The organism is Nonomuraea sp. NPDC049400, from assembly GCF_044466425.1.
Classification (GTDB): domain Bacteria; phylum Actinomycetota; class Actinomycetes; order Streptosporangiales; family Streptosporangiaceae; genus Nonomuraea.
Window position 1 is genome coordinate 4,953 of record NZ_JBITMP010000087.1, and the last position, 24,413, is coordinate 29,365.

Here is a 24,413-nt window from a genome sequence, read left to right on the forward strand (position 1 = left end):
GCGCATTGGCGGGGCATGTCGTGGCTGACCCCGGTCTTGCGGGAGATCAGTTCCGACCTGGCGGCAACCCGCCACAAGTGGAAGTTCTTCGAGAACGGCGCGACCCCTGGCCTGGCAATCACCTTCGACAAGACGGTGAAGCCAGAAACCATCCAGAAGCTCATGGCCACCATGGAGTACGGCCACGAAGGCGTCGACAACGCCTACCGGACGTTGTATCTGGGCGGCGGCGCCGATGTCACCCCACTGACCATGGACCTGCAGCAGCTCGACTTCAAACGCACACAGGGAGCGGGCGAGACGAGGCTGGCGGCAGCTGCGGGCGTTCCAGCATCAATCGTGGGCTTTACCGAAGGGCTGGCCGGCAGTTCGCTCAACGCGGGCAACTATGGCCAGGCGCGTAGACGCTTCGCTGATGGAACCTTGCGGCCTTTGTGGCGGAACTGCGCCGGGTCGCTGGCGTCCCTGGTCGACGTCCCGGAGGACGCCGAACTTTGGTACGACGACCGTGACATCGCATTCCTGCGGGAGGACCGCAAAGACGCCGCCGAGATCTTCCGCATCAAGTCGGCTACGGTGTCCTCCTTCATCACCGCAGGATTCAAGCCGGACTCGGTGAAAGCCGCCGTAGAGGCGGAAGACCTTGCGCTTCTCGAGCACACGGGCCTGGTCAGCGTGCAGCTTCTGCCGCCCGGGCTCACCCGAGACGCACCCGCAGCCGCACCCTCGACCGCTTCGTCATCTGATGACCCATCCGGACCTGATCCGGCAGAGGAGCAGTGAATTGGACACCAAGAGCCTCCGCGTCGAGATCAAGGATGCGGACCGCGGAGAAGTGCGTGCCGTCTTCAGCACGTTCAACGCCATCGACTCAGACAACGACGTCACCTTGCCGGGCGCCTTCGAGGACGGCGCCCCGGTGCGCATCAGTGCGTACGGTCACACCTCGTGGCAGGGAGCGCTCCCGGTCGGCAAGGGAGTGATCCGGCAGACCGACGAGGGCGCGGTCCTGGAGGGCCAGTTCTTCATGAACACCGCCCACGGGCGTGACACCTTCGCCACGGTCAAAGAACTGTCCGAGGCAGGCCTGCAGGAGTGGTCGTACGGGTTTGACATCACCAACGCCGAGCCGGGCGAGTGGAACGGCAAGAGCGTCCGCCTGCTGAAGAAGGTCAAGGTACACGAGGTCAGCCCCGTCCTTCTGGGTGCCGGCGTGAACACCCGGACGCTTAGCGCGAAGTCGGCCAGGCCGGCGGCGTCTCCCGCTCGCAAGCGGGCGATGGCACCGCATGACACACCCGTAGTGGCCAGGTCCTGGGACGGTCCGCGTACCGTGGCGGGGATCGCCGACGACGCCCGCCCGTCCGAGCTCAGGTCGGTGTTCGCCTGGGTGGACCCGGACGGAGACCCCGAGGCGAAGGGCTCCTACAAGTTTCCCCACCACCACGGCGTCGGCGGACCCGCGAACATCCGCGCCTGCTTGGCCGGGATCGCTGCCCTCAACGGGGCCCGCGGCGGCGCCTCCGTCCCCGAGGGGGACCGGGAAGGCGTCTACAAGCATCTGGCGGCCCACCTGAGGGACGCCGACAGGGAAGTGCCCGAGCTGCGTTCCGCGCCGGGCGCCCCCACCAGGTTTTCCGAGGAGCTGATCGAGGGCATGGCCGTGCTCTCCGGGCTCATCGATAGCGCATCGAGAGTGGTCGCTCTCCGCGCAGAGAAGGGCAAGTCGCTGAGCAAGGTGAACGCCGAGGTCCTGGGCTGGATCGCGGACGACCTGAAGCGGCTGGAGCGCCTTCTCGCTGTTCCCGCAGGCGACGAAGAGCCGGAGATCGACGAAGAGGCCAAGGCCTCTGTCATCGCCGCCGGTATCGCGCGCCTCAACGGTTTCTAACGAGAGGTGAGCGACCCCATGACGGTCGAAGCACAGGACAGGATCGTCGAGTTCCCGGCGCTGAAGGACGCGCAGGCCAAGCTCGACGCGAAGCGTAAGAGCCTCGCGGACATCTTCGCTGAGGCTGGCCCCGAGTACGACATGGCCAAGGTGAAGTCGATCCAGGGCGACAGCCGGGCCAAGGTGGACTACATCGGCCAGCTCAACGCCGAGATCGACGAGTGCAAGGGCAAGGTAGACGAACTGCTGGTCGTGGCCCGTGCTGCGGCGGCGGCGAAGGCCGCCGAGCAGACCGAGTCCGGCCACCAGGACGTCGGGGACGAAGAGCCGACCCGCACCAAGAGCGGCAAGCCTCGCTCGTTCGGTGAGATGTTCATGGCCTCAGACGCGGCCAAGGGGTACCGGCCCGGCATGGGTCAGGGTCCGCAGGCGCAGCTCGACATCGAGTTCGGCGCGCTGCTTAAGGCCGACTTCCTCACCTCCGCTGGCTGGGCGCCGGAGACGACCCGCACTGGCAGGGTGGAGATGTTCCCCACGAGGCCGGCACCTCACGTGGTGGAGTTCCTGCCGACGACCACCACCACGCAGGCCAGCGTCGTCTACATGGAAGAGACGACGTTCACCAACGCCGCGGTCGAGACGGCGGAGGCGGGTACATTCCCGCAGGCGTCGCTGGCGCTGACGGAACGGTCATCCGCCGTCCGGAAGATCGCCGTCTATCTGCCGGTGTCGGACGAACAGTTCGAGGACGAGCCGCGCGCCCGCGCCTACGTCGACAACCGGCTCCCGTTCATGCTGAGGCAGCGACTCGACCTGCAGATCCTGCAGGGCAACGGCACGTCGCCCAACCTGCTCGGTACCTCCAACGTGGTGGGGATCCAGTCGCAGGCCAAGGGCGCGGACCCGACTCCGGACGCCATCTACAAGGCGATGCGGAAGATCCGCGACGACGGTTTCGCAGAGCCCAGCGTCGTGTTCGTGACGCCCGCCAACTGGGAGCCCGTCCGGCTCCTGCGCACGGCGGACGGTCAGTACATCTGGGGCCACCCGTCCATGCCCGGCCCGGTCACCATCTGGGGCGTCCCTGTGGTGGAGACCACCGCCGCCCCGTCCACGAAGATCCTGCTCGGCGACTACGCCAACTTCTCGGAGTTGGCGATGCGGCGCGGCATCGATGTCCAGGTCAGCAACAGTCACTCCACCTACTTCGTGGAAGGCAAGCAGGCGATCAGGGCTGACCTCAGGTGCGCCTTGATCCACTATCGCCCGAAGGCGTTTGCCGAGGTCACGGGCATCTAGACCGGTCCGTAAGTGTGACTGGCTTCTGATCCAGACCATGCGAGGAGGGGCAGACGGCCTCTCCTCGCGCGGGTGAGAACTTCAAGGAGAGTAATGCCCATCATCGAAGGCACCCGCGGTCTCAAGGAGGCGCGGGGCGAGTACGACTTCGCCGTGGATGGCGGCGCTGTGTCCACCATCACGCTGCGCTCCGCAGCGGGCGACTCCAACGGCAACGAGATCCCCGCCGGAAGCGTCATCACCGGCGGCTACATCGAGGTGGACACCGCCGTCACCTCCGGTGGCGCCGCGACTGTCGCTGTCAACTCCGAGGGCGCGGGCGACCTGCAGACCGCCGCTGCGGTGTCCGGCGCCCCCTGGTCGTCGACCGGACGCAAAGCGATTACCCCTGCGTTCACAGTCGCTTCGTCCATCAAGACCACGGCGCGACGCAACCTCGCAGTCACTGTTGCCGCCGCGGCGCTGACGGCTGGCAAGTTCCGCGTCGTCGTCTTCTACCGGTAGGCGCAGATGGCTCTCAACTTTGTGAAGCCGCACACCGACGTTGGCTCTGGAGTTGTCACCGTTGACAAGCGCCTGTATCTGACGGAGGACGATCGGCTGGTGGAGGAAGGGAACCCGGACGGCCGCTGGCTGTGGTGCACCCCCGGCATGCCGATACCCCGGGAGCAGGCGCAGCACTACGGGCTGCTTGACGAGCCTGAGCCTGAGGTCGCGGCGGAGTCCGAGCAGGAGGAGGAACAGCCGCCTGCGCAGCCGAAACGGCGTGTTCCCGCCGCGAACAAGGCCCGCACTCGAGCGACAGACAAGTGATCGATCAAAGGGAGGGCCGCCCCAGGTGGGCGGCCTTTCAGTGTGCCTGGAGGTAGGCCGTGCCGTTCAACGACACCTCGAAAAACGTGATGCTGGACGCGCTCGACGAGTCCGCCACCCAGATCACGCACATCGGCGTGCACACGCTCACCGACCCTGGTACGGGAACGAACGCCAATGCGGGCGAGGCGTCCGGCGGCAGCTACGCCCGGCAGGCGGTCACATGGGGTGCGGCATCGTCGGGGCAGAAGGCCAACACGGGCGCCCTGTCGATTCCCGTGCCGGCGGGAACGTTCGGCTTTCTGACGTTCTGGAACGCCAGCGGCACGGGCAACACCAACAACTACCGCGGGTACACGCCGCTCAACGGCAGCACCAAGGGGTTCGGCACTGTCGACAGTGCCGGCGTGACGGCTGACGCGATCCAGTCAGCCGCGCATGGGCTGGCTGACAACGACCGGGTGATGGTGTTCAACGTGTTCGCCGAGTCGCTCCCGGCTGGCCTCACGGAAGGCACCATCTATTACGTGGTGTCGAGCGCCACGGACACGTTCGAGGTGTCGCTGACCCAGGGTGGTGCGTCGGTGAACATTACCGGCCAGGGTGAACTGTTCTTCCAGAAGGTCGTTCCTGAGACGTTCGGCGCTCCGGGGAACATCACGGTCGACGTGGGCGCCCTGGTCCTGGACAACACCGGCATCTAGGCCGTGGCTGTTCCGGTCGTCGTCGAAGTCCTTGAGACTCCGGACGGCGTTTTCACCACGCAGGTTCTCAATACGTCGGCTGCTACTGCGGCGGGCGACACGCTGATCATCTGGTACGGCAGCGATTTCTACACCTTCGCGTCGATGCCGAATGCGACATCGTCGGCGGGCACGTGCACGCTGATCACGTCTGTGAGCTTGGGCGATAATGTCGGCCACCAGAAGGTGTTTATCTGCCCGGTGACCAGCGGTGGAAGCAAGTCCGTCACGATCCCGGCCCACACCGACTGCGACATCCATGGGGTGGTCTGGCGTATCTCGAGCACTGTCACAGCGGACGTGAGCGCGACGCAGTTCGACCCCAACAACACCACCGACCTGCATGTGGCTCCATCGGTGACCACGACTGGTGCTGACCGGCTGCTCAGCTGCTGCTGGCTCACCCCCAACGGGCCGTCCTGGACGGGCGAGGTGTACGCCCCGCCCGCGTCGATGACGAAGAAGGGTGAGACGGACGCTTCGCCGTTCTCGGCGATGATGGCCGCGGTCGAGGGCATCGCCACTGCCAGCGCGACCGGCACTCGGACCGCGACCTGGGTGGCCGCCCGAAAGTACAGCGCGATCACGCTCGCGCTTGCCGGGCCGGATGGTGGCGGCGGCGTCGCGGTGACCGGACGGTCTGCCGCGGTGGTGGCGAGCCAGGTCACGACCCGCAAGGTCGTGGCGGTGACCGCGGTCGCGAGTGTGTCCGCAGGCGCCACTGCGACCGCCCGCAAGGCCGCACCAGTGGCCAGCGTGGGAGCCGCCGCGACTGCCGCGGCTGGCGTCGCACGCAAGGTGACGCCGGCTGGTGGTGTTGCTGCCGTCGCCGCGGCCAGCCGAGCAGCCGCAGCCAAGAAGGCCCCAGTCGCTGGAGCTTCCCACGCCGTTGCCTGGGCTTACCAGTCACAGGTCATCACACGGCCGGCGACCGCGGTCTGCTCGGCCGCGGTTACTGGGTCCGCAGTAGTGTGCAAGGTGCTGCCCGCATCAGGTATGGCGACGACGGCGGCCAGCGGTTGGGCGTCTTCCTCCCACGCGGCGCAGGTTACCAGCCTCGCGTCGGTCGGAGCGACTGGCCGGGCGCAGACGAGCCGGATCTCTGTAGTGACAGGCCGCGGGGTGCTGGCCGTCACGGGCGTGGCGGCGGCACGCAAGACAACACCCGTCACCAGCCGCGCCTACGCGCTCGCCCTGCCTGTTCAGGTCGTGCCGCCAGAAGAGACCGACCTGGTGGGCTCCCTGTCCTCGTCAGACGGTCGTCGAGCTCACCTGGCCACCGGTTCAGGCCTCGTTGCCACCCTGTCCTCAACGTCATCGTCCGCGGTCCTGCAAGGGGGTGACGAGTGAGCACGTACGGCGTAGGCGCGGTCGTGCGCCTGTCCACCTCAGTACGCGACAGCACGCAGACCTTGGTAAACCCGGCGTCCATTCAGTTGACCATCCAACTGCCGGACGCCACCACCGCGGGGCCCTTCACGCCCATCAACGACAGTACGGGCATCTACCACTACGACTACACCACCACCGCGACAGGCCGTCACATCGCCCGCTGGGCCACCGTCACGCCAACCTCCAACGACGAGGAACCGTTCGAGGTCGCCCCCATGTGGGGCGAGGCGGGCATCCTGTCTCTGGGTGAGGCGAAGAAGCAGCTCAACATCGACGCCGACGACCGAGACTATGACGAGGAAATCGCCGGCTTCGTTCGCGCCATCACCGAGGCATGCGAGAAGCACGTCGGCGCCTTGGCTCGCACCACGTACACGGAGAAACACCGGGGCGGGCGGGGCATGGTTCTGCTTCATTCGCCGGCGCTGTCGTTGACGTCGGTGGTAGCGATCGAGACCAGCGGCACCGACCAGGCGGTGGGGGACCTGGACCTGGATCAGCCGACTGGCATTGTCCAGCGCAAGGACGGCGGTTGGATGCGCGGCCCGTTCCGGGTCACGTACGTGGCCGGGCAAACCCAGATCCCGGCACATGTGAGGCTGGCGGCGCTCATCATCTTGCAGCACATGTGGGAGACCCAGCGGGGCAGCATGGGCGGCGTCCGAGTGGGCGGCGCCGACGAAGTGTATGACCCGCGGTTCGGCTTCTCGATTCCACGCAGGGCTCAGGAGCTTCTCGGCGACCCGCCGCCGGAGATCGGCCGATGACCACCACGTCACGCGCACCGACAGTCATCGACGCCCTGGTGGCGCTGTTCGACGCCGCCCCGGCGCTGGATGGCGTGAAAGTGATCGACGGGCCGATCGTGACGAACGACCCGCTGCACAAGGCGGTGTTCGTCGGCTACGACGGCGACCCCGAGAACGACGGCGGAGAAGCAGTCACCTTCAGCCAGGACTGGGCCAGCATCGGGCAGAAAGCCAAGGACGAGACGTTCACCGTGCAATGCGCCGTCGCCGCGTGGAAGGGCTCCACGAAGGTCAAACCGGTCCGCGACCTCGCCTACAGCCTGCTAGCGGCAGTGGAGAACACGCTGAGAGCGGACCCGTCGCTGGGGCAGCCGCCGCCCACCATCGTGGCGTTCGCGTCCGGGGCGCTCATTCAGGCACAACGACAGTCCGGCATCGAGTGCCGGATCCCGTTCCAGATCGCAGTACGGACCCGCATCTAGGGAGAGGTGGCCGGTGGCCAGATTCAAGAACGTGTCCGGCGAGGCTCGCCACCTCGGCCGGGTGGACGGGCCTGTCGTGGCCGCAGGCGACGTTGCCCAGGTCGACGGCGACGTGACCAAGGTGACCGACGACGCCTACATCCTCGGGGCCGGCGACGAGGCGCGAGCGTGGCCGAAGAGCACGTGGGAGCTCCTGGACGAGCCCAAGAGCAAGAAGGCGGGTGAGTAGTCGTGGCCACGGGAACCGGTCTTGACGCACAGCTAGGGTTCGCCGCGGAATCCACCGTGGGGACCGCTGTGACGGTCACCAAATTCGTGGAATTCAACAGCGAGTCGCTGGCATGGACCCCGAGCTTCGTTGAGCCCACAGGGCTGCGCGTTGGTCGCAAGTTCAAGCGCGTCAACCGGCTCGTCCAGTCGCGCAAGACGGTGGAAGGTTCGTTCGACTTCGAGTGGCCCACCAAGGGCGCCGGCCTGCTGATCGCGCACGCGCTCGGCTCGACGGGCACCCCAGTACAGATCGCTGCGACGTCGGCGTACAAGCAGATCCACACGCCCGGCGGGCTGGTCGGCAAGGGGTTGACGATCCAGGTCGGTCGCCCCGAACCCAGCGGCACCGTGCGTGCCCACACCTACAGCGGCTGCAAAATCACCAGCTGGGAATTTAAGCTCTCCGACTCGGAGATCGCCACGTTCTCGTTCGAAGTGGATGGCTGGGATGAGTCCACCGCAACAGCGCTGGCGACGGCCTCATTCCCGACCGGGGCGGAGGTGTACAACTTCCAGCAGGCCGTGCTGAAGCTCGGTGGGACCGCCTCGACTGCCTCTGGAGAGATGAGCATCTCCGGCGGCACAGCCGTTACCACCGTCATCACCGAGATCAGCATCAAGGGCGAAAACCCGCTGGCGACGGAGCGGTACGGCATCGGTAACGCCGGCGTGAAGCGGGAGCAGCTGGAGAACGACTACCCGACCATCACGGGGTCGCTGACAGCCGAGTTCAACAAGGCCGAGCTGTACGACCTGATCAAGAACAACACGACGACCGCGGTTGAGCTCACATTGACCGGGTCGGCGATCCCGTCCGGCGGTGGCAACAACAACACGCTCAGCTTCATCATGCCGGCCGTCAAGCTGAAGGAAGCGGCGCCGTCCGTTGAGGGTCCGGATGTGGTGCAGATGAGCACGAGTTTCGAGGCGTACGACGACGAAACGAATGCGCCACTACAGATCAAGATCGTGAGTTCGGACACGTCTCTCTAGGCAATGGCCACTGATCTGAAAATCACCGGCGCCGAGCAGCTACGGCGTCTCGCTATCCGGTTCAAAGACGCAGGCCCGCGCGGCAAGCAACTGCAGAAAGAACTCCGGAAAGGCATCCGGACCGGCGCGAAGCCCGCACTGGCGGCGACCAGGACAGCCATCCGGACGATCCCCGTGGTTGGGGTGAAAAAGTCCGGCGGCCACGCGGCCCGCGAGGAACACCACTTCGGCCGGTCACGGGCCAAGGACGAGGAGAAGCGCCGGGCTCGAGCCCAGCGAGGCGCCGGGCTACGACAGACCATCGCGGGTGCCGTGCAGCTGAAAGTCGCCATCGGCTCCCGCGCCCCCCGGGTGCGCATCTTCGTTGACGAGAAGCGCCTGCCCGAGGACCAGCGGACCCTGCCCCGGCACCTGGACTCCAAAACGGGCTGGCGGCATCCCACCTTCGGCAAGAACCCGTGGGTCAAGCAGTACGGCAAGCCCTGGTTCGAAACCACCATCCGCAAGCACCTCAAAGAGGTGCAGACCAGCATCCTCAAAGCGATGGACGACATCGCTGACAAGATCGAAGGGTAACGGGGAATGGCGACCATCCACATCGGCGATGACAGCGTCGAGTTCGACCTGAACCATCTGTTGTTGCATGAGGGCATTGCCCTACAGAAAGCGACCGGGTGGCGGAGCAAGCAGCTCGCCGAAGCGATCCAGGACGGCGACTTTGTGGCCATTGGGGCGCTGGCGTGGCTGGCGCTCACACGCATGGGCAAGGACGTCTCGTTCGCCGACATCGAGTCCGGCGCTTACCCGATCGACATGGCGTCCATCTCCGTGGAAGTAGAGGAAGAGCCGGCCCCTTCCCTCGACGGCGAGGCGAAGACCTCGCCGGCAAACGTCTGAAGTATCTCGCCAGCCTGGCCTACCACTTCGGCATCCGCCCTTGGGAGACGCCTCTGCTGACAGAGGTGGAGTTCGAACTGCTCTGCGCCGAGATCGACCAACTGAATAAGCAGGCGAAAGTCTGACCCCACGCCGGGAGGTGCTCCGTGGCCTCCATGGCGTTCGACATCTTCGCGAGAGACCACGCCTCCCGCGTGTTCGACAAGGTCGGCGACAACGCCGAACGGCTCGGCCGGCGCATCGAAGGGGCAGGATCGTCCACGGGCGGCCTGTCGGCCAACCTGCGCAACCTGGACGGGGCGGCAAACGACGCGGACGGCAGCCTCGCCCGCGTTGGCGGGCAAATGGCCAAGCTCTTCGGTTCGGCTGGCGCGCTCGCCGGCAAAGCAGCTGCTGCTGCCGGGGCGCTCGCCACCGTGGGTGCGGCGGCAGCGTCAGCCGCCGGCTACACCGTCGCATTGGCGGCGTCGATCGCACCACTGTCGGGGCTGCTCGCTGGGCTGCCCGGCGTTGCGCTGACCGGCGCGGCGGCGTTCACCACGTGGAAGCTCGCTACGGGCGGCCTGAGCGAGGCGATGGGCGCCGCGATGAGCGGCAACGCGGAAGCGCTGGCGGCGGCGCTAGGCAAGCTCTCGGACGGCGGACGAGCGTTCATCACCGAGTTCGAGCAAGTCATCCCGCAGTTCCGCGCCTTCAAGGCCGCCGCTCAGGACGCTTTCACCGAGCAACTCTCGGGCCAGATGCAGCCGTTCATCGCCGGGATCTCGGGCCTGAAGTTTAGCCTCGGCGAGGTGGCCGCCGCGTTCGGCGGCATGACCCGCAAAGTCCTGGAGTTCGCGTCCGCCAGCAGCACCGTCGACCAGCTCGACCAGGTGCTGAGGAACACCCGCCAACTGCTGGACGGGATCTGGGGCGCCCTGCAGCCACTCTTGCAAGGGTTCACCGACCTCGGCGTGGTGGGGTCGACCTGGCTGGCAGGGTTCTCCGGCAACCTCGAAAACGTCCTGACCCGGTTCGGCGAGTGGATGACGAAGATCGCCGAGTCTGGCAAGGCGCTGGAGTGGCTGAACGAGGCTACCGCCGTACTCAAGCAGCTTGGCTCGCTCGCGAAGAACCTGTGGGACATCCTCACCGGGCTGCTCAAGGCGGCAGAGTCGGCTGGGACCGGCGCACTCGGCGTTCTGTCCAACCTTGTCGAGAAGTTCGACGCATGGGTGAACTCGACCAAGGGTCAGGACACCCTGATCACGATCTTCAAGGCGCTGGACGGTGTCGGGCGTGCTCTGGTGCCAGTGATCGAGGCATTGGTCGGCGCGATTTCGGCGATCGCACCCGTGGTGGCGCGGATTGCTGTCGTTGTGGGGTCGGTCCTCACGGAGGCGATCACGGCGCTGGGGCCAGCCTTGGCGGTCATCGGAAACGGCGTTCGGGTCGCGATACAGGGGATCGGACAGGCAGTCTCCGCATTGGCGCCCGCTCTGCTGCCACTCGGGCAGGCGATCGGTTCGGCCTTCGCAACGCTGAAGCCCTTGTTCGCGGCGATTGGGGAGGCCGTAGCCGCCCTGCTGCCCGGGGTACAAAAGTTCTTCCTTTCCTTCGCGAGCGGCTTGCTACAACTCGCTCCGACCCTGGCTCCGCTCGGGGCGGCGCTCGGCGGCATCTTCGCCGCGTTGGCGCCTCTCCTGCCGCTTGTCGGCCAACTGGCGGCGCTGTTCGTGACCAGCCTCGCGTCAGGGATTCAGGCGATCCTTCCGTCCTTGCAGCTACTGGTAGCCAATATTGGTCAGGCGCTGCTCAATCTGGCGCCGATCGTCCCGCTGTTCTTCGAGTTCGCGGCGGCGATCCTCAACGCGCTGGTGCCTGCCCTGGCTCCGCTCCTGCCGCAGATCGCCGCCCTGATTACGCAACTCGTCAGCGGACTGGTACCCGCTCTGACACCGCTGATCCCGATCATCGGCCAGATCGTTGGGATCATTGGGCAGACGTTCGTGAGCGTGCTCGGTGTCCTGGTCGCGCGCGTCATCGAGATCCTGCCGCCACTGTCGCAGATGGCGCAGATTTTGGGGCTCGCGTTGCTGGACGCGCTCCAGAAGATCGCGCCACATCTGCCGGCGCTCGTCAGCGCCCTGCTGGAATGGCTGCCCGCGATGGTGAACCTGCTGCCGTCGCTGACGTCGCTGGCGGTGTCGCTGTTGCCGCGGTTCTTCGACAGCCTGGACAAGATCCTGCCGCTCCTGCCGGGCTTGATCGAGGGCATGATCCACCTCAACCAGGTGATGTACCCGATGATCCCGATCATTGCGGATCTGCTCACTCAACTGGCGCCGTACATTCCGCTGTTCATTGAGCTGGCGGCCGTGATCGCGGTCCAGTTGATCCCGCCGCTGATCCGGTTCTTGGAAGTTGTCACGAAGACGGTCGGCGGAGTCATCAAGCAGTTCTCTGACCTGTATGACAGGTTGGTCGGCCATTCGATCATCCCTGACCTGATCACAAAGATTGACGAGTGGGTTGGCAAGTTGCCCGGGATGTTCAGCAAGTGGGTCGGCGAGGCCAAGGACTGGGCCATCAGGAAGTTCCAGGAGCTGGCCAGCTGGGTGTCTGGCCTGCCCGGTCAGATCGTGGGCGCCCTTGGGAACATGGGCGGCTTGCTTGGCGGAGCCGGCCACGACCTCATCATCGGTTTTTGGAACGGCATGGTCGGCATGTTCGAGTGGTTGAAGAGTTCGATCTACAACTTCTTCAGCGCGATCATGCCCGACTGGGTCAAGGACGCTCTCGGTATCCACAGCCCAAGCCGGGTCTTCGCCGCGATCGGCAGGCAGATCCCGGCCGGCATGGCGCTCGGCATCGACAGGGCGTCCGGGCTGGTCGAGTCTGCCGTTCAGGGGCTGGCGGGGATGGCGACTGTGGCCGCTACCGCCCAGGTCGGCGTCTCGGCGGTGGGCGGCGGTGCGTCTATGCCGATCACGCCGCGAGCCTCCTCGCCAACGTTTGTGTTCAACTTCGCTGGTCAGCCGCTGGTCGGCCGTGACGAGATCTCCCGCCTGGTTATCGCGGCTCTAAATGAGGCCCGCGGCCGTGGCTTCAACCTGGGGGCGGTGGGCGCGTGACGGTGATGCCGCAGGTCTGGTGCGAGATTGCGTTCGCTAAGGACGCGTCGGGGTTCAAGCTGTGGCGGGATGTCACGGACTACGTGGAGTGGCAGGAAGGTGTCCGCATCTCGCGGCGGCGCTCGCACGAGCTCGACGAGGTGCAGCCGGGCACGCTGTCGCTCACGCTGAACAACGCGGATGGCCGGTTCACCGCGGGCCGGACGAGTTCGCCGTACTACCCGAACGTGACGCTGAACCGGCCGATCCGGATCAGGGCGCGCTGGCCGAACAGCGTCAACCAGGTCACGGTCGATCAGGCGACCGCGGCCACGGCAGGCGCGTTCGCTACAGGCGCGGGCACGGTCACCCGCGACACGACCGTGTTCCCGGCCGGGCAGACGGCGAGCATCCGGTGGGACGGCGGCGTGCTCGGCTCCACCGGGCAACACATGTGGCTCGGCTCCAACAGCGTCACGACCGCGACCGATCAGGCCGTGCCCGTCGTCGCGGGTGCCACGTACAGCCTGCAGACGCAGGCCCGGCGCGGCGCGACTGCCATCTCCATCACGGCGCGCATCCGCTGGTACGACGCCGCTGGCGCGTTCCTGTCGGTGTCGGCGGGCACTTCGGTGGCGCTGACCACGTCGTTCCAGACGGTCAGCGTGTCCGCCGCAGCGCCTGCCTCCGCGGTCTGGGCGCGGCTGGCCATCGCCAACGCCACCACCACCGCCTCCAATGCGCCCGTCTACACCGGCGCGTGGCAGTACGAGCAGGCCGCCTCGCCGAGCACGTACGTGGCGCCCGGCGTCGAGTACCGCAGATTCACGGGGTTCGTGGACCGGTGGCCGCACGCCTGGACCAACGGCGTGCTCGGCACCGCCCAGATCACCGCCACGGACCGGCAGAAGCTGCTCAGCCGCAACAAGATTCGGCGGGCCATCGTCGAACAGACGCTATCCACGAACCCTCGCTGTTACTACCCGCTGGGCGAACCTGCAGGGTCGGAGCAGGCAGGCAATATCGCTGCGACGCCCCAGCCCGACATGACGGTTCAATCGTGGAACCTGGGCGGCGGTGCCGAGTTCGGGGCAAATGGCGGCCCCGATGGCACCACAGGCGTGCAGTTCACCCCGACCGACATCTATAACGGCCGGTTCCTGCTCACATCGCTCACTACACCGCTCGGTGGCGTGGCTGGAGTTTCTGTCGCCCTCTGGGTGAACTTTGGCGCCACAACCCAGACTGGCCAGAACCGGCTCATCTTCGTGGACAACGGCACGGACAACGTCCACTTGCGTGTCAATTACAGTCCGTTCACGAACTCGCTGTCTCTCGGGGCGCGTACCGCGGCGGGTGCGGTGTCCGGGTCCACAACGTCGGTGAACCTGGACAATCTGCAGACCCACCTTCTGGTGGCCACAGCCCAGTTCTCTGGCGGCACCATGCAACTCCGTGTCTACGCGGACGGCGTCCTGGTCATCAACACCAACCCGGCCCTTTCTGGCTCAACCTGGCCGAGTTTGTCCCGGATCCGCATTGGCGGCCTTCCCGGCACGGCGCTCGACCCTCCTGAGATGCTGATGGGGCTCGTCAGCCATGTGGCGTGTTGGAATTCTGTGCTCACGCTCTCCGATGCGCAGGCGCTCAGCAATGCCGGGGGCGGCTTCGCCGGGGAGTTGTCAGGCGCCCGCGCGGCAAGAATCGCCACCTGGGCGGGCGTCACGAACACGGCGTTCGACACGGGTTCGTCCCTGATGGACAGTAACCCGTCCGCGGAGCAAACGCCTCTGGCAGCGTTCAAGCAGGTCGCGTTCAGCGAAGCAGGGATCTTCTTTGTGTCAGGCGACGACGTGGTGACCATCCACGGACGAAACCGCCGTCAGCTTCCTGCGTCGGTGTCCATCTCCTTGGCAGCCCACCAGCTCGGCGCGGACCTGCAGTTCACGATGGACGACCAGCTCCTGATCAATGACGTGTCGGTGAGCCGATCCGGTAAGAGCGTCACCCGAGTTGTCGACCAGTCCAGCATCGACGAGAACGAAGGCACCTACGCCGCCTCGATCGACACGCTGCTGTATAGCGACACCGAGGCGCTCGACCGGGCTGCTTACACCGTGACGACCTACGGGCACCCACAGCCCCGCGCGGGGCAGATCTCCGTCGATGCCCACAGTGTCGGCACAGTCTGGGACCAATTGCTCGCATCCGAGATCGGGCAGCGCATTCAGATCACCGGCCTGCCAAGCGAAGCGCCAGCCGCCACGGTCGACCTGTGGTGCGAAGGCGTGGCTGATGTCATCGGCGACGGCACATGGTCGTTCGTGCTCGATACCTCTCCGGTGCGGGACACGCCCGTGTTCATCCTCGACGACCCGACGTACGGGACGCTCGACAACAACTACCTGGGGTGGTGACGTGGTCGTACGGGCGCGCCTGCGCTACATGCAGGACATGATTCCGGCGCCGCAGCCGTTGACGAGCTGGGAAGCGTACTGGCAGTTCGCCGACTCCCGCCGTGCCGCCTCCCACCAGCAGCCGGTACCGCGGCCGACCGGCGACAACCCCGACAAAGCGGCGCACGCCCGCATCGATGACGGCCGGTGGATCGCGGACTGCCCGTGGGGATGCGGCGCCGCGTTCAACCTGCCCAAGGACGCCACCTGGATGTGGTGCACCGAGTGCGCTGGCGGCGGCTTGGGACTCACCGCCGCCCTGGTCTGGCCGGACCACCTCGACCGGTTAACGATCAACATCGAGTCGTTGCCATCGATGCTTCAGTACTGGCCGTGCGCCGTGTGCCTTCCACGGCTAGGCACCGGCCGTCCGTGCGAGGCGTGCCAGGGCATGCAGGGACTCGATAGCTGATGGCCACCGTCCCAACCCCCAGAACCTGGACCGTCGGGGAACTGCTGACCGCGGCAAAGCTCAACACCGACCTTCGCAATGGCTTGAACTTCCTGCTGTCGGGAAAACCGCTGGCCATCCTGGGGAAGACAGGAAACCAGACGATTCCAAACAGCGCCTGGACCACCATCACCTGGAACTCCGAGACGGTTGATCGCGACGCCGGGCACGACAACGCAACCAACAACTCCAGGTACACCGCCCAGACCGCCGGCTACTACCGTGTGGTCGCGGCGCTGCTATGGAACTCCGGCTTCACCGCGAAGATAAGGCAGACGATGGTCGTCAAGAACGCCAGCCTTGCCATGTTTCAAGGCACTGGCTTTGGTGATGCGGACGGAAGCTTTGCGTCATCCACCAGTTTGGGGACAGTGTTCCTGGCCGTGTCGGACTACCTGGAAGTCCAAGGGATGCAGGCAACTGGCAGTTCGTGGGACGTCGTTCCTTCCAGCACGCGCTTCGAGTTGGAGTGGGTCAGCTCCTAGCAGAGCTGCAGTGGCTACCGGTAGTGCTGTACCGGTACGACCCGCTTGACCCGCCACCCGATGATCGACACGGGAATGGCGACGATCAGCCACAGCCCGAGCGTGATGAGCGCCATCCACCAGTGCACGAACACCCACAGGCAGCCGTGGATGATGGCCGCGATCGGGTTGAACCCCCACTGCTTCACCGTCGTGTACTGGACCGGCCCGTACTGGGGTCCACTCGGCGCCGGCATGTACGGCTGGCTGTAGGGCTGCGGCTGGTACGGCTGCGGGTACTGCGGTCCCGACTGTCCGTACTGCTGGCCGTACGGGTCTTGCGGCTGGGGCGGGTAACCCATAGCGCGGCTCCTGAGACGAGGGTGCGACGACTTGGGACGTTCCAAGCATGCGCCCGGTTTACCTAGATCACCTGTCCACATCCGGCCACCATGCCCCTCTTGACGTGCCGTCCCGTTGCTGAGGGTGCGGACGGGACGGCACCCCTAACCAACCCTGACGAGGAGACACGTGGCCGATGAGCCAACCCCGTGGGAGCTCCACCGCTCCATGGAGGCGCTTCGCCGCAGCCTGGAGTCGGGGTTCGCCTCCCTCAACGCGCGACTAGACCGCGTCGTCCCGAACGAGCTGTTCCAGGCATACCAGCAGGCCGTCCAACGCCAGTTCGACGACCACGAACGGAAAATCGCCAGCATCGAAGCCGAGCGGGACGCCGAGAAGACGCAGCGCGCCGCCGACCGGAAGCTGATCGTGACGGCCGTGTTCACGGCGTTCGTGTCGCCGCTGGTCATCCTCCTGATCCAACTGTGGTTGACCAGCAAGGGGTCATGATGGGCCGCCACGAGAACGACGGGCTGGACGAAGACGACGCGACGGACAAGCCGTCACGGCATCGGGCATGGTGGCTGCCGCTGACGGCAGCGGTCGCGTTCGCGGCGCTGATGGCGGTCGGGATGGCCGCGATTGGCGATGTGCGTAGCCAACTCCGGGAGTCCGAAGAGAACCAGCAGGTGCTCTCCGACCAGGTGAAAGGTCTCGGCGGGGTTCCGCTCGTCACGCCATCCGCTGGCCCGCGGGGTGAGCGCGGAGAGGTTGGCGCGTCTGGACCGCCGGGCCCTCCTGGACCGTCTGGCCGCCCTGGGCGGGACGGGAAGGACGGCGCCACTGGCAAGCCGGGCAAGGACGGCGCCCAGGGCCCGCCAGGGCCGCAGGGAAGCCCCGGACCGAAAGGCGAGCCCGGGGAGACCGTTACCGGCCCTCCAGGACCTCGCGGCGAGCCCGGCAAGGACGGAGTCGACGGCAAAGACGGCGCGGACTCGACTGTTCCCGGCCCTCAGGGCGAGCGCGGTCCTCAAGGTCCGCCCCCGAGCAGCTGGACATTCACGGTCGGCGTCATCACCTACCGGTGCACACCTACCGAGCCCGGATCCACCACCTACTCATGCAAACCGGAAGGGTGACCATGCAACTCGTCAAGCGTTCCGCGTTCGGCTGGGGAGCCTCCGGCGCCTCCTACGCCCACCCCACCCGCGGCATGGTCATCCACTACGACGGCTCCAAGCAGGGCCTAGCCGGCAAGGAGCACGGGGCATGCGTGGACTACTGGCGGCGTACTCGGAAGTTCCACATGGGTTCGTCGCGAGGTTGGGCCGATATCGGCTACTCGTTCGGGGCATGCCCGCATGGCTACGTGTTTGAGGGCCGCGGCCTCGACCGGATCCAGGCTGCCCAGCCGACTGGGAATGCCACCTACTACTCGGTCACGCTCATGTCAGGGCCGGGCGAAGCGCCCACCGAGGCTCAGATCAACGCCGTCCGCGAGCTGCGTGCGTGGCTGATGGACAAGGGCGTCGGCCCGCTGGTGAAGGGCCACCGCGACTTCTACAGCACCGACTGCCCTGGGGACGCCCTGTACCGGCTGGTGAAGAACGGCACGTTTGCCCAGCCGCCTACCGGCGCAGCGCCAGCCGACCTCACCTCTTGGACGGAGAACATCGTGAAGGACCTGCCTGTGCTCGGCGTGGGCGACGACTCCTACGACGTGAAGACCTTGCGAGCCGCGCTGTTCGCCCGCGGTGGCCTCAACGAGAAGGTCTACGGGGGCGCCGCCGGCCTGCGGTCGTGGCTGGAGTCCACCAAGTTCGACGCGGCCCTCAGCGAGGACGTGAAGGCTTTCCAGCGGCGTATGAAGCTCGACGACGACGGAATCGTCGGGAAGCTGACGTGGCCTCCCTTGCTGCGCGTCCAGTGAGTGACGGCCTGCTGGCCCGCTGGTGGTCGCTGCTGTACCAGACGCCTCTTCCCCGCTATCCCGAGCCTGTGGAAGAGCCTGTCGACGGCCGGATCGCCGACCTGGTCGACGAAACCAACTGACGAGCCCGTGAGGCTCACCTGGAGCGCCCCGCCCGATGCGGAGGCGCTTCTTTCGTATTCACCTCATCGAGGAGCATCCTCATGCGCCCATCCAAGAGCGCAATCCTGCTGACCGCCTTCGTCGCCGCCCTGGGCGTGACGGGCCTGTCGGCGTCGTCTGCGTCGGCTGACGTGGATGGCCTGTCCATCACGCAGGTCGGCTACAACGCCTACGGCGCGGACACCGTCTGGAATCGCAACCAGGAGTTCGTCGACGTCAAGAACGACGGCGCCACCGCAGTCAATGTCAAGGACCTCGTCGTCACTGACCAGTGGGGCAAGTCCCACCTGGCCGACAACGACCGCGGCTGCAACACCTACAAGGTGACCAGCCTGCCCGGCCTCACTACGGGAGCGGACGGCAGCGTCATGCTGGCCGCCGGCCACACGGTGCGCGTCTACTCGGGCCGCGGCACCGCTTCTGTGTCGGCGAGCGGCACTGTGCACGCCGTCTACATGGACTCGGGTTGCGGCTACCACGGCCACATCTGGGGCAACGGCGGCGACACCGCATGGATCGTCCAGGGCGCCGCGGCGGAGTCGTTCGCGTTCGACTTCGACAACGGATACACCGTCAAGCCGTAGGAGGCTGGCATGAAGTTCACGATCTTTGGCCGTGAGCCGGTCGTATGGCTGGGCGCTCTGCAGGCCGTGCTGGCGGTCCTGGTGACGCTGCCCGACCTGGGCGTCACCGAGACGGTGGCGGGCTGGATCGTCGTTGGCGTGTCCGGCGTGTTCACGATCCTCGAGGCTGCGATGACGCGGCCTATCGTCGTGTCCACGCTCGCCGGTGGGGTGCGTACGGTGCTGACCGCCGCTGTGTTCTTTGGCCTGCCGCTCGGCGAGCAGACGTCGGCGGCGCTGGTGGCGGCGTTCACGTTCATCATGGGCATGGTGCTGTCCAACAGCGTGACGCCAGCAGCGGACCCGGACCCCAACTTTGCCCGGGCGCGGAGTGTCGGTCCGGTTCATTAGCCTGGCAAGGCGTTCTCGTCGTTCAGTGGCCTAGGACGCGGCCCGCCAGCATGGGGGCTGAAACGCCGGTTCGAATCCGGCCGGGAGCGCGCAAGGGAAGACCGCCGTCAGTGGTTAGCAGTAGGTGCGGTAAGTAGTGGCCGTGAGGCTGCGAGCACGTTCGGGGCGGTCCGCGCTGGCTACGGTCAGGATGAGGCCAGCACCAGAGGGGTCGGATCACCTTCGGGCGGTCCGGCCCCACCTTCGTGTTTGGCAGGTGTCGAGCCCTCGAGCCGCGTAGCCTGGCTCTGCCCGGGCGCGAGGACCGGAGGGGGGCTCGACCCCGGGCAACCCTCCAACATGCGAATGCCCGCTCGTCTCCCTACGGGGAGGCGGGCGGGCTTCTTCGCGTTGTACGGCTCAGGCCGCAGAGACCTTGGGCGCCATCGACCTCAGGGTCATCGCGTGGAGGCCGACCTCATCCGCGATCCTCATGTCTGACACGCGGGCTCCGTAGTGGCTGGCCAAAAGCTTGCGCACCAGGATCGGCTCCTCATGCCCGACCTCTACAGGCTCGCTCTTCTTCCAGCCGCGGGCTCCGAGTTGGATGAACAAGGACTTCTTCCGGGCGTCGTCGATGAGCCCGAGGTGCCAACCGCGCATGATGAGCGCCTGTATGGAGATTCCCCAAGTGGCCTTCATCCGTGCCAGGTCGGTTAGGACGATGGGCGCCTGGAGCAGATCGATGGCGCGCTTGCGTGGCAGCAGCAGGGCGCCAGCGAACCGGTGCGCCTCTCCCTCGGGGTCGGCGACGACTCGACGTCTACTGTGCAAGACCAGATGCCCGAGTTCATGCGCGAGCGTGAACCTCAGACGGTCGCCCGGGCCGCCGGTGAAGTAGGCGATCAGGGCGGGCTCGTGGGGTGCGGGCCAGTAGCTGATCCCGAAGTGGTCCACCTTCTGGGCCTCGTCCTCTTCGCCGGGCAACGTGAGAGGTACGACCGCGATTCCAGCGCGCTCGCAGGCGCGGGTTACGTGCATCATTGGGCCGTCCCCGCCGATCTGGAGCGCTTCGCGGGTTTGGGCGGCGAGGTCCTCGATGTCGTCGTTGGACACATCTTGCGTGGCGAAGGGCAGCGCGGGGCCGCCGTACCCGGCCTTGAACATCAGCTCGCTTGTGATGCGATACGCCTCGTCGAAGAGCGCCTTGACCTGCTTTGCTTCAGTGCGGCGCGCGGTCGCGTACTTACGGAACCGCAGCGTCGCCAGTGGTACATCGGGCGGGATTACCTCGAAGAAGCGCCGCGGAGTGGCGGTAGCCGCAGCGATGGCGTCGATGACGTCGTCAGTGGCGGCGAGCCTGCCTCGTTCGATCTCCGAGATGCGCGACTGGCCGACGCCGGCCGCCTCTGCGAGTTGCTCTTGCGTCAGGGCGAGGAGGTGCCGAAGCGCACGAATGCGTTCACCCGCGAGCGGTGTCGGCATCGCCCTCATCCTCATCTCGCTCGAACGGAAGCACCACGTCGATGCTGCCGGTGGAGGGCGTGAACTCCAGATTCGCCAACTCGTCCCAGGTCCGCGACAGCGGGAAGTCGATGTCCACCTTGGCGACCTGGCCGACGCTCCACTTGCCAACCGTCCGCACGATGCGGATGTCGATCTGGTCCTGGTCGGTGAGCGCCCATACGCCCACGAGTTGGCTCGCCTCCACGCCGTACAGGCCCACGTCCGGGTTGCGCCAGTAGTGGATGCGGGCCTCGTTGCTGCCGGGCGCGGGGATGCCGTCTTTCGGCCACTCATGCAGCATGCGCAGCTTGAGCATGCCCTGCCGCAGGAGGACCTGTCCGTTCATCCTGTTCTGCACGAGGGTCCAGCCGCCGAGGCTCTCGGAACGGAGCTGGCTGCGCAGGTGAAAACGCGTCAGGTGAGTGATTCCGCACTGATCCTCAGCCTCATTCATGCCGTGCTCCAGAAAGTGGGCTTCGGCGATGGAGCGCGCCCGCTCCAGGGATCTGTGCAGGGGCGCACACAACGGACCGACGGCGTCGGTCAGATACTGCTGATCAGCGGGAGTAGCCATGTCGCTGATATTATCAGCCAAAATCCAACACCACGATCATCTTTGCCAACCTTTTCGTCTCGCACTCCTGTTCGGTCGTAGGATCCCCTCGAACCACACTCACCTGGGGGAGACCGCCATGGCCGACTACGACCTGCCCGAAGACTTGCTGCAGCTCAAACGCGACTTCTTGGAGAACGAGGCACGCCTGCCTGGCCTCGAGGGCGAGGAGTGGCAGGCGGCGTTCAAACGCTCCCAGGACCTCGCGCTGGCGCTCCACAACCACCCGTGGTGGGCGAGTGTGGACAACCGCTATCAGGCGGATGTGGCGTTGCTGAGGGCCGCCAAGGGTGAGGGTTAGGCCGGGAAGCTGATGACCTCGCAGAGGTCCGCCAGGTCGACGTGGCGCGTCAGGTCAGCGATCGTGGCGTAGTAGCCGAGGAGGTAGCGGCGGCCGTTGATGGTCTGTGTGACCTTGAAGAGCGGCCTGGTGTTGAGCTGGATCACCTCTACGGTGATGCCGTTGGGACCGCTCCACTGTGCCATGTCGGCACAATACGCAAAACGGACAAAAAGTCATAGTCTGGACATGTGGGGTAGCCGCTCAGAGGGAAGCTGGATAGCGACGCCCACGAGAAAGCCCCGGCCGCGCTGAAGGCGGCCGGGGCTTCTTGCGTTGTACGACTACTTCTTCGGCACCTGCCCGGTGCCACGGCACGGCCGGCAGTTGACCCGCTTCTGCGTGGTGACTTTGCCGCCGGATGGGGTGTCGACCACGACGGTCTCGTACCAGTAGCCGTTGCCGTCGCATCGGCTGCAGGGCTGCGTGTTCCCGGCGGCCTCGGTGCGTGGCGGGAGGGGTTCTGCGGGTGGCCCATACTGGTCGGCTATCCCTGCCGCCTCCTGCTCTGTGAGGAACGGCATGGTGACGACGCTCCCGCTGGGGGTCGTGATCGTAGCGAAATGATCACGCTCTGTGGGCTCCATGGCTCTGACGGTAGAGGCGGGAATACCGTTCGGCCAGCCGATCCGCGGAAACTGTGTGGGATCCATCAAGCATCTCCTTGATCGTGGATGGTTTTGGGTTGGGACGCCCCGGCCTCGGGGAAGAACGGCCGGGGCGCGGGGCGTGTTAGGCAGCGCTGACGGCCTGCTTGAACCCGGCGCCCGCCTTGAACGCCGGCACGTGCTTGGCCGCGACGTGGACGGTGCCGCCCTGCGGGTTGCGACGCTCGCCGCCCTCACGGAACCTGCGCTCGAACACGCCGAACCCGGGCACGGTCACCTTGTCGCCCTTGGCAACGGCCTCCTGCACGACCTCGGTGGTCGCGTTGACGATCGCGGCGACGGTGGCCTTGCTCTGGCCGGTCCTGGCGGCGATGGCGTCGATGAGCTGGGACTTGTTCATGTGCTTCTCCTTGCTGTGACTGTGGAGCGCTCTGCTCCGGACACCCCGCCCGCGCTCGTCGGGCGGGGATCCGCAACCTCAGCGCTTCTTCTTGGGGATGACCGACTTACCTCCCGCGCGCCGGTACTCGACCTCCAGGGCGCGCTCCTTCTTGAGGTTCTCCACCGAGTCCTTGAACATTTGGGCTGCGGAAGACCCCTCCGCGTCGCACTTGTCAGCCCATGCCTGCTCGCGTGCGATCGCCTCGTCGAGTTCCTGGACGGTGTAGCGGCCTCGCTGCAGGGGGGTGTAGTACTTCTCGCCCATGCTGGGCTCCTCTCTGGTGGGTTTTCTGATGGAGAAGGCTGCTGCTCAGCGGGTCGGGTCGACGCCGGCTGAAGCGAGCCACCGCTGCCCCTGACGGCCTGCCAGTGCGGCACCGGGGGCAGATGACATCTGCCAGGCGAGCGATGCCATCGATAGGTGGGCTTGAGCTGCGGCGGCAAGAGCGGCGACCTTGGGCCAATCACCCGCGCCCCGCGCTTTGGCCAGGTCGTCCAGGCATGTGTGGGCCGCCTCGAGATGTTCGGGACCGCTCATCTTTCGAACCATGGATCCTCCTACGCTTCGGTGGGAACGAGCTGGTAGAGATCGCCCTTCTGGCGGGCGGCTCCTGAGGACGTCAGGCGGCGCAGGGCGGCTGGGATCTCCGCCAGGGGCACGTCATCGCCAATGCGGCGGCGGACAGCGACGCAGACGGCGCCGACCTCCATCGGGCCTGACTGGAGCGCATCCTCGACCGCGGCCTGGATATCGCCTGACGTCGGCCGCGACTGGTGGGACTTGCTCTGCGGGGACGGCACCTCGCGGGGGTCGCGACCGTGGGCCCGATGGTGGTGGTATTCCTCGATCCAGGCCAGCGTCCGCTCGCCGAGCGATCCCGCTGCAGGCTCGGACGCGATTCCGAACGCGTCACGCACCGGCATCATCCGGGCCGTCGCTGCCGGGCGGCAGTCAATCCCGGTCAGGTAGCCGAGCCCGTGAGTTTTGTCCTTGTTGCGGAACCGCTCCGGCAGTTTGCTCGGGTCCGCGGGTAGGCCGACCATGTTGTGGTCGGCGCTCGAGCCGGTCCGTAGGGCTGTGAGGCTGCCGCCGGACAGCAGGTTGGACCGGAACGACTGGCTGTTGCCAAAGTTGTCCAGGCCTAGGTTCTGGTTGACCACCAGGAGGCCGCCGCCGGCCTTGCGCCAGGTGCGGACCCCGGTGCCGAGCAGTTCGAAGCCGGGCTTGCCGAACGGTCCGTCGAGGAACAGTTTTAGCTCCTCGACGCACACCAGGATCATGGTCATGCCGTCCATGTCCGGGTCGCCCGGCAGGAGGAATGGCTTACCGCGCCGCTCGCGGCCCTGCTCGTCCACCCATGGCCTGTGCGCCACGAAGTCAGCGCGGCGGACCATGATGAAGTCGAGCATCTGCAGGTTGTCGAACGTCTCCTCGTGTCCCTCGCCGTACAGGTGGGTTTTGCCGGCCCAGTCCGGCTGTGAGCTCCCTGCCTGCGGGTCGAGCAGCGCAGTGGCGATCAGAGAGG

General features: G+C 66.4%; 30 protein-coding genes, 1 tRNA gene and 1 pseudogene. 24 read left to right on the forward strand and 8 right to left on the reverse strand.

Features of this window, described 5'->3' with window-relative positions:
• The 17 genes from ACIBVN_RS57180 to ACIBVN_RS57260 all read left to right on the forward strand — a co-directional run.
• Nucleotides 1-783, forward strand: a 783-nt coding sequence (locus tag ACIBVN_RS57180) for a phage portal protein (protein ID WP_397150743.1), incomplete at its 5' end; no start/stop codon positions are given.
• Between the two features lies 1 nt (nucleotide 784).
• Nucleotides 785-1,891 (forward strand): HK97 family phage prohead protease, encoded by a 1,107-nt coding sequence (locus ACIBVN_RS57185; RefSeq protein WP_397150744.1) that lies wholly within the window; start codon nucleotides 785-787, stop codon nucleotides 1,889-1,891.
• An 18-nt stretch (nucleotides 1,892-1,909) separates the two neighbouring features.
• On the forward strand, nucleotides 1,910-3,190 hold the full coding sequence (locus tag ACIBVN_RS57190) for a phage major capsid protein (RefSeq protein ID WP_397150745.1): 1,281 nt from the start codon (nucleotides 1,910-1,912) through the stop codon (nucleotides 3,188-3,190).
• 93 nt (nucleotides 3,191-3,283) lie between these two features.
• Nucleotides 3,284-3,694 (forward strand): hypothetical protein, encoded by a 411-nt coding sequence (locus ACIBVN_RS57195; RefSeq protein ID WP_397150746.1) that lies wholly within the window; start codon nucleotides 3,284-3,286, stop codon nucleotides 3,692-3,694.
• A gap of 21 nt (nucleotides 3,695-3,715) precedes the next feature.
• The gene (locus ACIBVN_RS57200) at nucleotides 3,716-4,003 is read left to right on the forward strand and encodes a hypothetical protein (RefSeq protein ID WP_397150747.1); all 288 of its coding nucleotides are present in this window, start codon (nucleotides 3,716-3,718) and stop codon (nucleotides 4,001-4,003) included.
• A gap of 59 nt (nucleotides 4,004-4,062) precedes the next feature.
• The gene (locus ACIBVN_RS57205; protein ID WP_397150748.1) at nucleotides 4,063-4,707 is read left to right on the forward strand and encodes a hypothetical protein; all 645 of its coding nucleotides are present in this window, start codon (nucleotides 4,063-4,065) and stop codon (nucleotides 4,705-4,707) included.
• 3 nt (nucleotides 4,708-4,710) lie between these two features.
• Nucleotides 4,711-6,096 carry a hypothetical protein gene (locus ACIBVN_RS57210; protein ID WP_397150750.1) on the forward strand — a complete coding sequence of 462 codons (1,386 nt, stop codon included), beginning with the start codon at nucleotides 4,711-4,713 and terminating at the stop codon, nucleotides 6,094-6,096.
• A complete protein-coding gene (locus ACIBVN_RS57215) occupies nucleotides 6,093-6,905 on the forward strand; it encodes a head-tail connector protein (protein WP_397150752.1) in 813 nt (270 codons plus the stop codon). The genes ACIBVN_RS57210 and ACIBVN_RS57215 overlap by 4 nt, the downstream gene beginning before the upstream one ends.
• On the forward strand, nucleotides 6,902-7,369 hold the full coding sequence (locus ACIBVN_RS57220; RefSeq protein ID WP_397150754.1) for a hypothetical protein: 468 nt from the start codon (nucleotides 6,902-6,904) through the stop codon (nucleotides 7,367-7,369). Before ACIBVN_RS57215 ends, ACIBVN_RS57220 begins: the two co-directional genes overlap by 4 nt.
• 13 nt (nucleotides 7,370-7,382) lie before the next feature.
• Nucleotides 7,383-7,598: a hypothetical protein gene (locus tag ACIBVN_RS57225; protein ID WP_397150756.1), complete on the forward strand. Its 216-nt coding sequence runs from the start codon at nucleotides 7,383-7,385 to the stop codon at nucleotides 7,596-7,598.
• A gap of 2 nt (nucleotides 7,599-7,600) precedes the next feature.
• Nucleotides 7,601-8,632: a phage tail tube protein gene (locus ACIBVN_RS57230; RefSeq protein ID WP_397150758.1), complete on the forward strand. Its 1,032-nt coding sequence runs from the start codon at nucleotides 7,601-7,603 to the stop codon at nucleotides 8,630-8,632.
• Between the two features lie 3 nt (nucleotides 8,633-8,635).
• Nucleotides 8,636-9,208 carry a hypothetical protein gene (locus ACIBVN_RS57235; protein ID WP_397150760.1) on the forward strand — a complete coding sequence of 191 codons (573 nt, stop codon included), beginning with the start codon at nucleotides 8,636-8,638 and terminating at the stop codon, nucleotides 9,206-9,208.
• 6 nt (nucleotides 9,209-9,214) lie between these two features.
• Nucleotides 9,215-9,529, forward strand: coding sequence for a hypothetical protein (locus ACIBVN_RS57240; RefSeq protein WP_397150762.1), 315 nt, complete (start codon nucleotides 9,215-9,217; stop codon nucleotides 9,527-9,529).
• 155 nt (nucleotides 9,530-9,684) lie between these two features.
• Nucleotides 9,685-12,642 carry a hypothetical protein gene (locus ACIBVN_RS57245; RefSeq protein WP_397150764.1) on the forward strand — a complete coding sequence of 986 codons (2,958 nt, stop codon included), beginning with the start codon at nucleotides 9,685-9,687 and terminating at the stop codon, nucleotides 12,640-12,642.
• Complete coding sequence (locus ACIBVN_RS57250; RefSeq protein ID WP_397150766.1) at nucleotides 12,639-15,038, forward strand: hypothetical protein; 2,400 nt, start codon at nucleotides 12,639-12,641, stop codon at nucleotides 15,036-15,038. The genes ACIBVN_RS57245 and ACIBVN_RS57250 overlap by 4 nt, the downstream gene beginning before the upstream one ends.
• Before the next feature lies 1 nt (nucleotide 15,039).
• Nucleotides 15,040-15,489 (forward strand): hypothetical protein, encoded by a 450-nt coding sequence (locus ACIBVN_RS57255; protein WP_397150768.1) that lies wholly within the window; start codon nucleotides 15,040-15,042, stop codon nucleotides 15,487-15,489.
• Nucleotides 15,489-16,013 carry a hypothetical protein gene (locus ACIBVN_RS57260; protein WP_397150770.1) on the forward strand — a complete coding sequence of 175 codons (525 nt, stop codon included), beginning with the start codon at nucleotides 15,489-15,491 and terminating at the stop codon, nucleotides 16,011-16,013. Before ACIBVN_RS57255 ends, ACIBVN_RS57260 begins: the two co-directional genes overlap by 1 nt.
• A 14-nt stretch (nucleotides 16,014-16,027) precedes the next feature.
• Here the strand turns inward: ACIBVN_RS57260 and ACIBVN_RS57265 are convergent, their stop codons facing one another.
• The gene (locus ACIBVN_RS57265) at nucleotides 16,028-16,354 is read right to left on the reverse strand and encodes a phage holin family protein (RefSeq protein WP_397150772.1); all 327 of its coding nucleotides are present in this window, start codon (nucleotides 16,352-16,354) and stop codon (nucleotides 16,028-16,030) included.
• Nucleotides 16,355-16,523: 169 nt separating this feature from the next.
• Between ACIBVN_RS57265 and ACIBVN_RS57270 the strand changes: the two genes are divergently transcribed.
• The 6 genes from ACIBVN_RS57270 to ACIBVN_RS57295 all read left to right on the forward strand — a co-directional run bounded on the left by ACIBVN_RS57270 (nucleotide 16,524) and on the right by ACIBVN_RS57295 (nucleotide 19,489).
• Entirely contained in the window at nucleotides 16,524-16,844 is a 321-nt protein-coding gene (locus ACIBVN_RS57270) for a hypothetical protein (RefSeq protein ID WP_397150774.1), read from the forward strand.
• 631 nt (nucleotides 16,845-17,475) lie between these two features.
• Nucleotides 17,476-18,264: an N-acetylmuramoyl-L-alanine amidase gene (locus ACIBVN_RS57275; protein WP_397150776.1), complete on the forward strand. Its 789-nt coding sequence runs from the start codon at nucleotides 17,476-17,478 to the stop codon at nucleotides 18,262-18,264.
• Complete coding sequence (locus ACIBVN_RS57280) at nucleotides 18,261-18,386, forward strand: hypothetical protein (RefSeq protein WP_397150778.1); 126 nt, start codon at nucleotides 18,261-18,263, stop codon at nucleotides 18,384-18,386. The genes ACIBVN_RS57275 and ACIBVN_RS57280 overlap by 4 nt, the downstream gene beginning before the upstream one ends.
• 81 nt (nucleotides 18,387-18,467) lie before the next feature.
• Nucleotides 18,468-19,010 (forward strand): hypothetical protein, encoded by a 543-nt coding sequence (locus ACIBVN_RS57285; RefSeq protein ID WP_397150780.1) that lies wholly within the window; start codon nucleotides 18,468-18,470, stop codon nucleotides 19,008-19,010.
• A gap of 9 nt (nucleotides 19,011-19,019) precedes the next feature.
• On the forward strand, nucleotides 19,020-19,400 hold the full coding sequence (locus ACIBVN_RS57290; RefSeq protein ID WP_397150782.1) for a hypothetical protein: 381 nt from the start codon (nucleotides 19,020-19,022) through the stop codon (nucleotides 19,398-19,400).
• An 11-nt stretch (nucleotides 19,401-19,411) separates the two neighbouring features.
• A tRNA-Trp gene (locus ACIBVN_RS57295) sits at nucleotides 19,412-19,489 on the forward strand.
• Nucleotides 19,490-19,799: 310 nt separating this feature from the next.
• On the opposite strand, the gene ACIBVN_RS57300 is transcribed toward ACIBVN_RS57295, so the two are convergent.
• Together ACIBVN_RS57300 and ACIBVN_RS57305 are read right to left on the reverse strand one after the other, a co-directional pair.
• Nucleotides 19,800-20,864: a helix-turn-helix domain-containing protein gene (locus tag ACIBVN_RS57300; RefSeq protein ID WP_397150784.1), complete on the reverse strand. Its 1,065-nt coding sequence runs from the start codon at nucleotides 20,862-20,864 to the stop codon at nucleotides 19,800-19,802.
• Entirely contained in the window at nucleotides 20,842-21,459 is a 618-nt protein-coding gene (locus tag ACIBVN_RS57305) for a hypothetical protein (protein WP_397150786.1), read from the reverse strand. Before ACIBVN_RS57305 ends, ACIBVN_RS57300 begins: the two co-directional genes overlap by 23 nt.
• A gap of 118 nt (nucleotides 21,460-21,577) precedes the next feature.
• Between ACIBVN_RS57305 and ACIBVN_RS57310 the strand changes: the two genes are divergently transcribed.
• The gene (locus ACIBVN_RS57310; protein WP_397150788.1) at nucleotides 21,578-21,799 is read left to right on the forward strand and encodes a hypothetical protein; all 222 of its coding nucleotides are present in this window, start codon (nucleotides 21,578-21,580) and stop codon (nucleotides 21,797-21,799) included.
• Here ACIBVN_RS57310 and ACIBVN_RS57315 read toward each other — a convergent pair.
• The 5 genes and pseudogenes from ACIBVN_RS57315 to ACIBVN_RS57335 form a co-directional block, all read right to left on the reverse strand.
• Entirely contained in the window at nucleotides 21,796-21,984 is a 189-nt protein-coding gene (locus ACIBVN_RS57315) for a hypothetical protein (RefSeq protein WP_397150790.1), read from the reverse strand. The two genes, ACIBVN_RS57310 and ACIBVN_RS57315, sit on opposite strands and share 4 nt — an antisense overlap.
• Nucleotides 21,985-22,122: 138 nt before the next feature.
• Nucleotides 22,123-22,425: a hypothetical protein gene (locus ACIBVN_RS57320; RefSeq protein ID WP_397150792.1), complete on the reverse strand. Its 303-nt coding sequence runs from the start codon at nucleotides 22,423-22,425 to the stop codon at nucleotides 22,123-22,125.
• A 145-nt stretch (nucleotides 22,426-22,570) separates the two neighbouring features.
• Nucleotides 22,571-22,855 (reverse strand): annotated as a pseudogene (locus ACIBVN_RS57325) (HU family DNA-binding protein); the annotation flags it as partial.
• 69 nt (nucleotides 22,856-22,924) lie between these two features.
• Entirely contained in the window at nucleotides 22,925-23,152 is a 228-nt protein-coding gene (locus ACIBVN_RS57330) for a hypothetical protein (RefSeq protein WP_397150794.1), read from the reverse strand.
• A gap of 293 nt (nucleotides 23,153-23,445) precedes the next feature.
• A partial coding sequence (locus ACIBVN_RS57335; protein ID WP_397150796.1) for a hypothetical protein occupies nucleotides 23,446-24,413 on the reverse strand: 968 nt, incomplete at its 5' end.

What these genes read in the sequence shown, in the direction of transcription:
- ACIBVN_RS57190 (WP_397150745.1), top strand. Translation starts at nt 1,910, where the DNA reads ATGACGGTCGAAGCACAGGACAGGATCGTCGAGTTCCCGGCGCTGAAG.
- ACIBVN_RS57195 (WP_397150746.1), top strand. Translation starts at nt 3,284, where the DNA reads ATGCCCATCATCGAAGGCACCCGCGGTCTCAAGGAGGCGCGGGGCGAG.
- ACIBVN_RS57220 (WP_397150754.1), top strand. Translation starts at nt 6,902, where the DNA reads ATGACCACCACGTCACGCGCACCGACAGTCATCGACGCCCTGGTGGCG.
- ACIBVN_RS57235 (WP_397150760.1), top strand. Translation starts at nt 8,636, where the DNA reads ATGGCCACTGATCTGAAAATCACCGGCGCCGAGCAGCTACGGCGTCTC.
- ACIBVN_RS57240 (WP_397150762.1), top strand. Translation starts at nt 9,215, where the DNA reads ATGGCGACCATCCACATCGGCGATGACAGCGTCGAGTTCGACCTGAAC.
- ACIBVN_RS57245 (WP_397150764.1), top strand. Translation starts at nt 9,685, where the DNA reads ATGGCGTTCGACATCTTCGCGAGAGACCACGCCTCCCGCGTGTTCGAC.
- ACIBVN_RS57260 (WP_397150770.1), top strand. Translation starts at nt 15,489, where the DNA reads ATGGCCACCGTCCCAACCCCCAGAACCTGGACCGTCGGGGAACTGCTG.
- ACIBVN_RS57265 (WP_397150772.1), bottom strand. Translation starts at nt 16,354, where the DNA reads ATGGGTTACCCGCCCCAGCCGCAAGACCCGTACGGCCAGCAGTACGGA.
- ACIBVN_RS57275 (WP_397150776.1), top strand. Translation starts at nt 17,476, where the DNA reads ATGCAACTCGTCAAGCGTTCCGCGTTCGGCTGGGGAGCCTCCGGCGCC.
- ACIBVN_RS57285 (WP_397150780.1), top strand. Translation starts at nt 18,468, where the DNA reads ATGCGCCCATCCAAGAGCGCAATCCTGCTGACCGCCTTCGTCGCCGCC.
- ACIBVN_RS57290 (WP_397150782.1), top strand. Translation starts at nt 19,020, where the DNA reads ATGAAGTTCACGATCTTTGGCCGTGAGCCGGTCGTATGGCTGGGCGCT.
- ACIBVN_RS57300 (WP_397150784.1), bottom strand. Translation starts at nt 20,864, where the DNA reads ATGCCGACACCGCTCGCGGGTGAACGCATTCGTGCGCTTCGGCACCTC.
- ACIBVN_RS57305 (WP_397150786.1), bottom strand. Translation starts at nt 21,459, where the DNA reads ATGGCTACTCCCGCTGATCAGCAGTATCTGACCGACGCCGTCGGTCCG.
- ACIBVN_RS57310 (WP_397150788.1), top strand. Translation starts at nt 21,578, where the DNA reads ATGGCCGACTACGACCTGCCCGAAGACTTGCTGCAGCTCAAACGCGAC.
- ACIBVN_RS57315 (WP_397150790.1), bottom strand. Translation starts at nt 21,984, where the DNA reads ATGGCACAGTGGAGCGGTCCCAACGGCATCACCGTAGAGGTGATCCAG.
- ACIBVN_RS57320 (WP_397150792.1), bottom strand. Translation starts at nt 22,425, where the DNA reads ATGGAGCCCACAGAGCGTGATCATTTCGCTACGATCACGACCCCCAGC.
- ACIBVN_RS57330 (WP_397150794.1), bottom strand. Translation starts at nt 23,152, where the DNA reads ATGGGCGAGAAGTACTACACCCCCCTGCAGCGAGGCCGCTACACCGTC.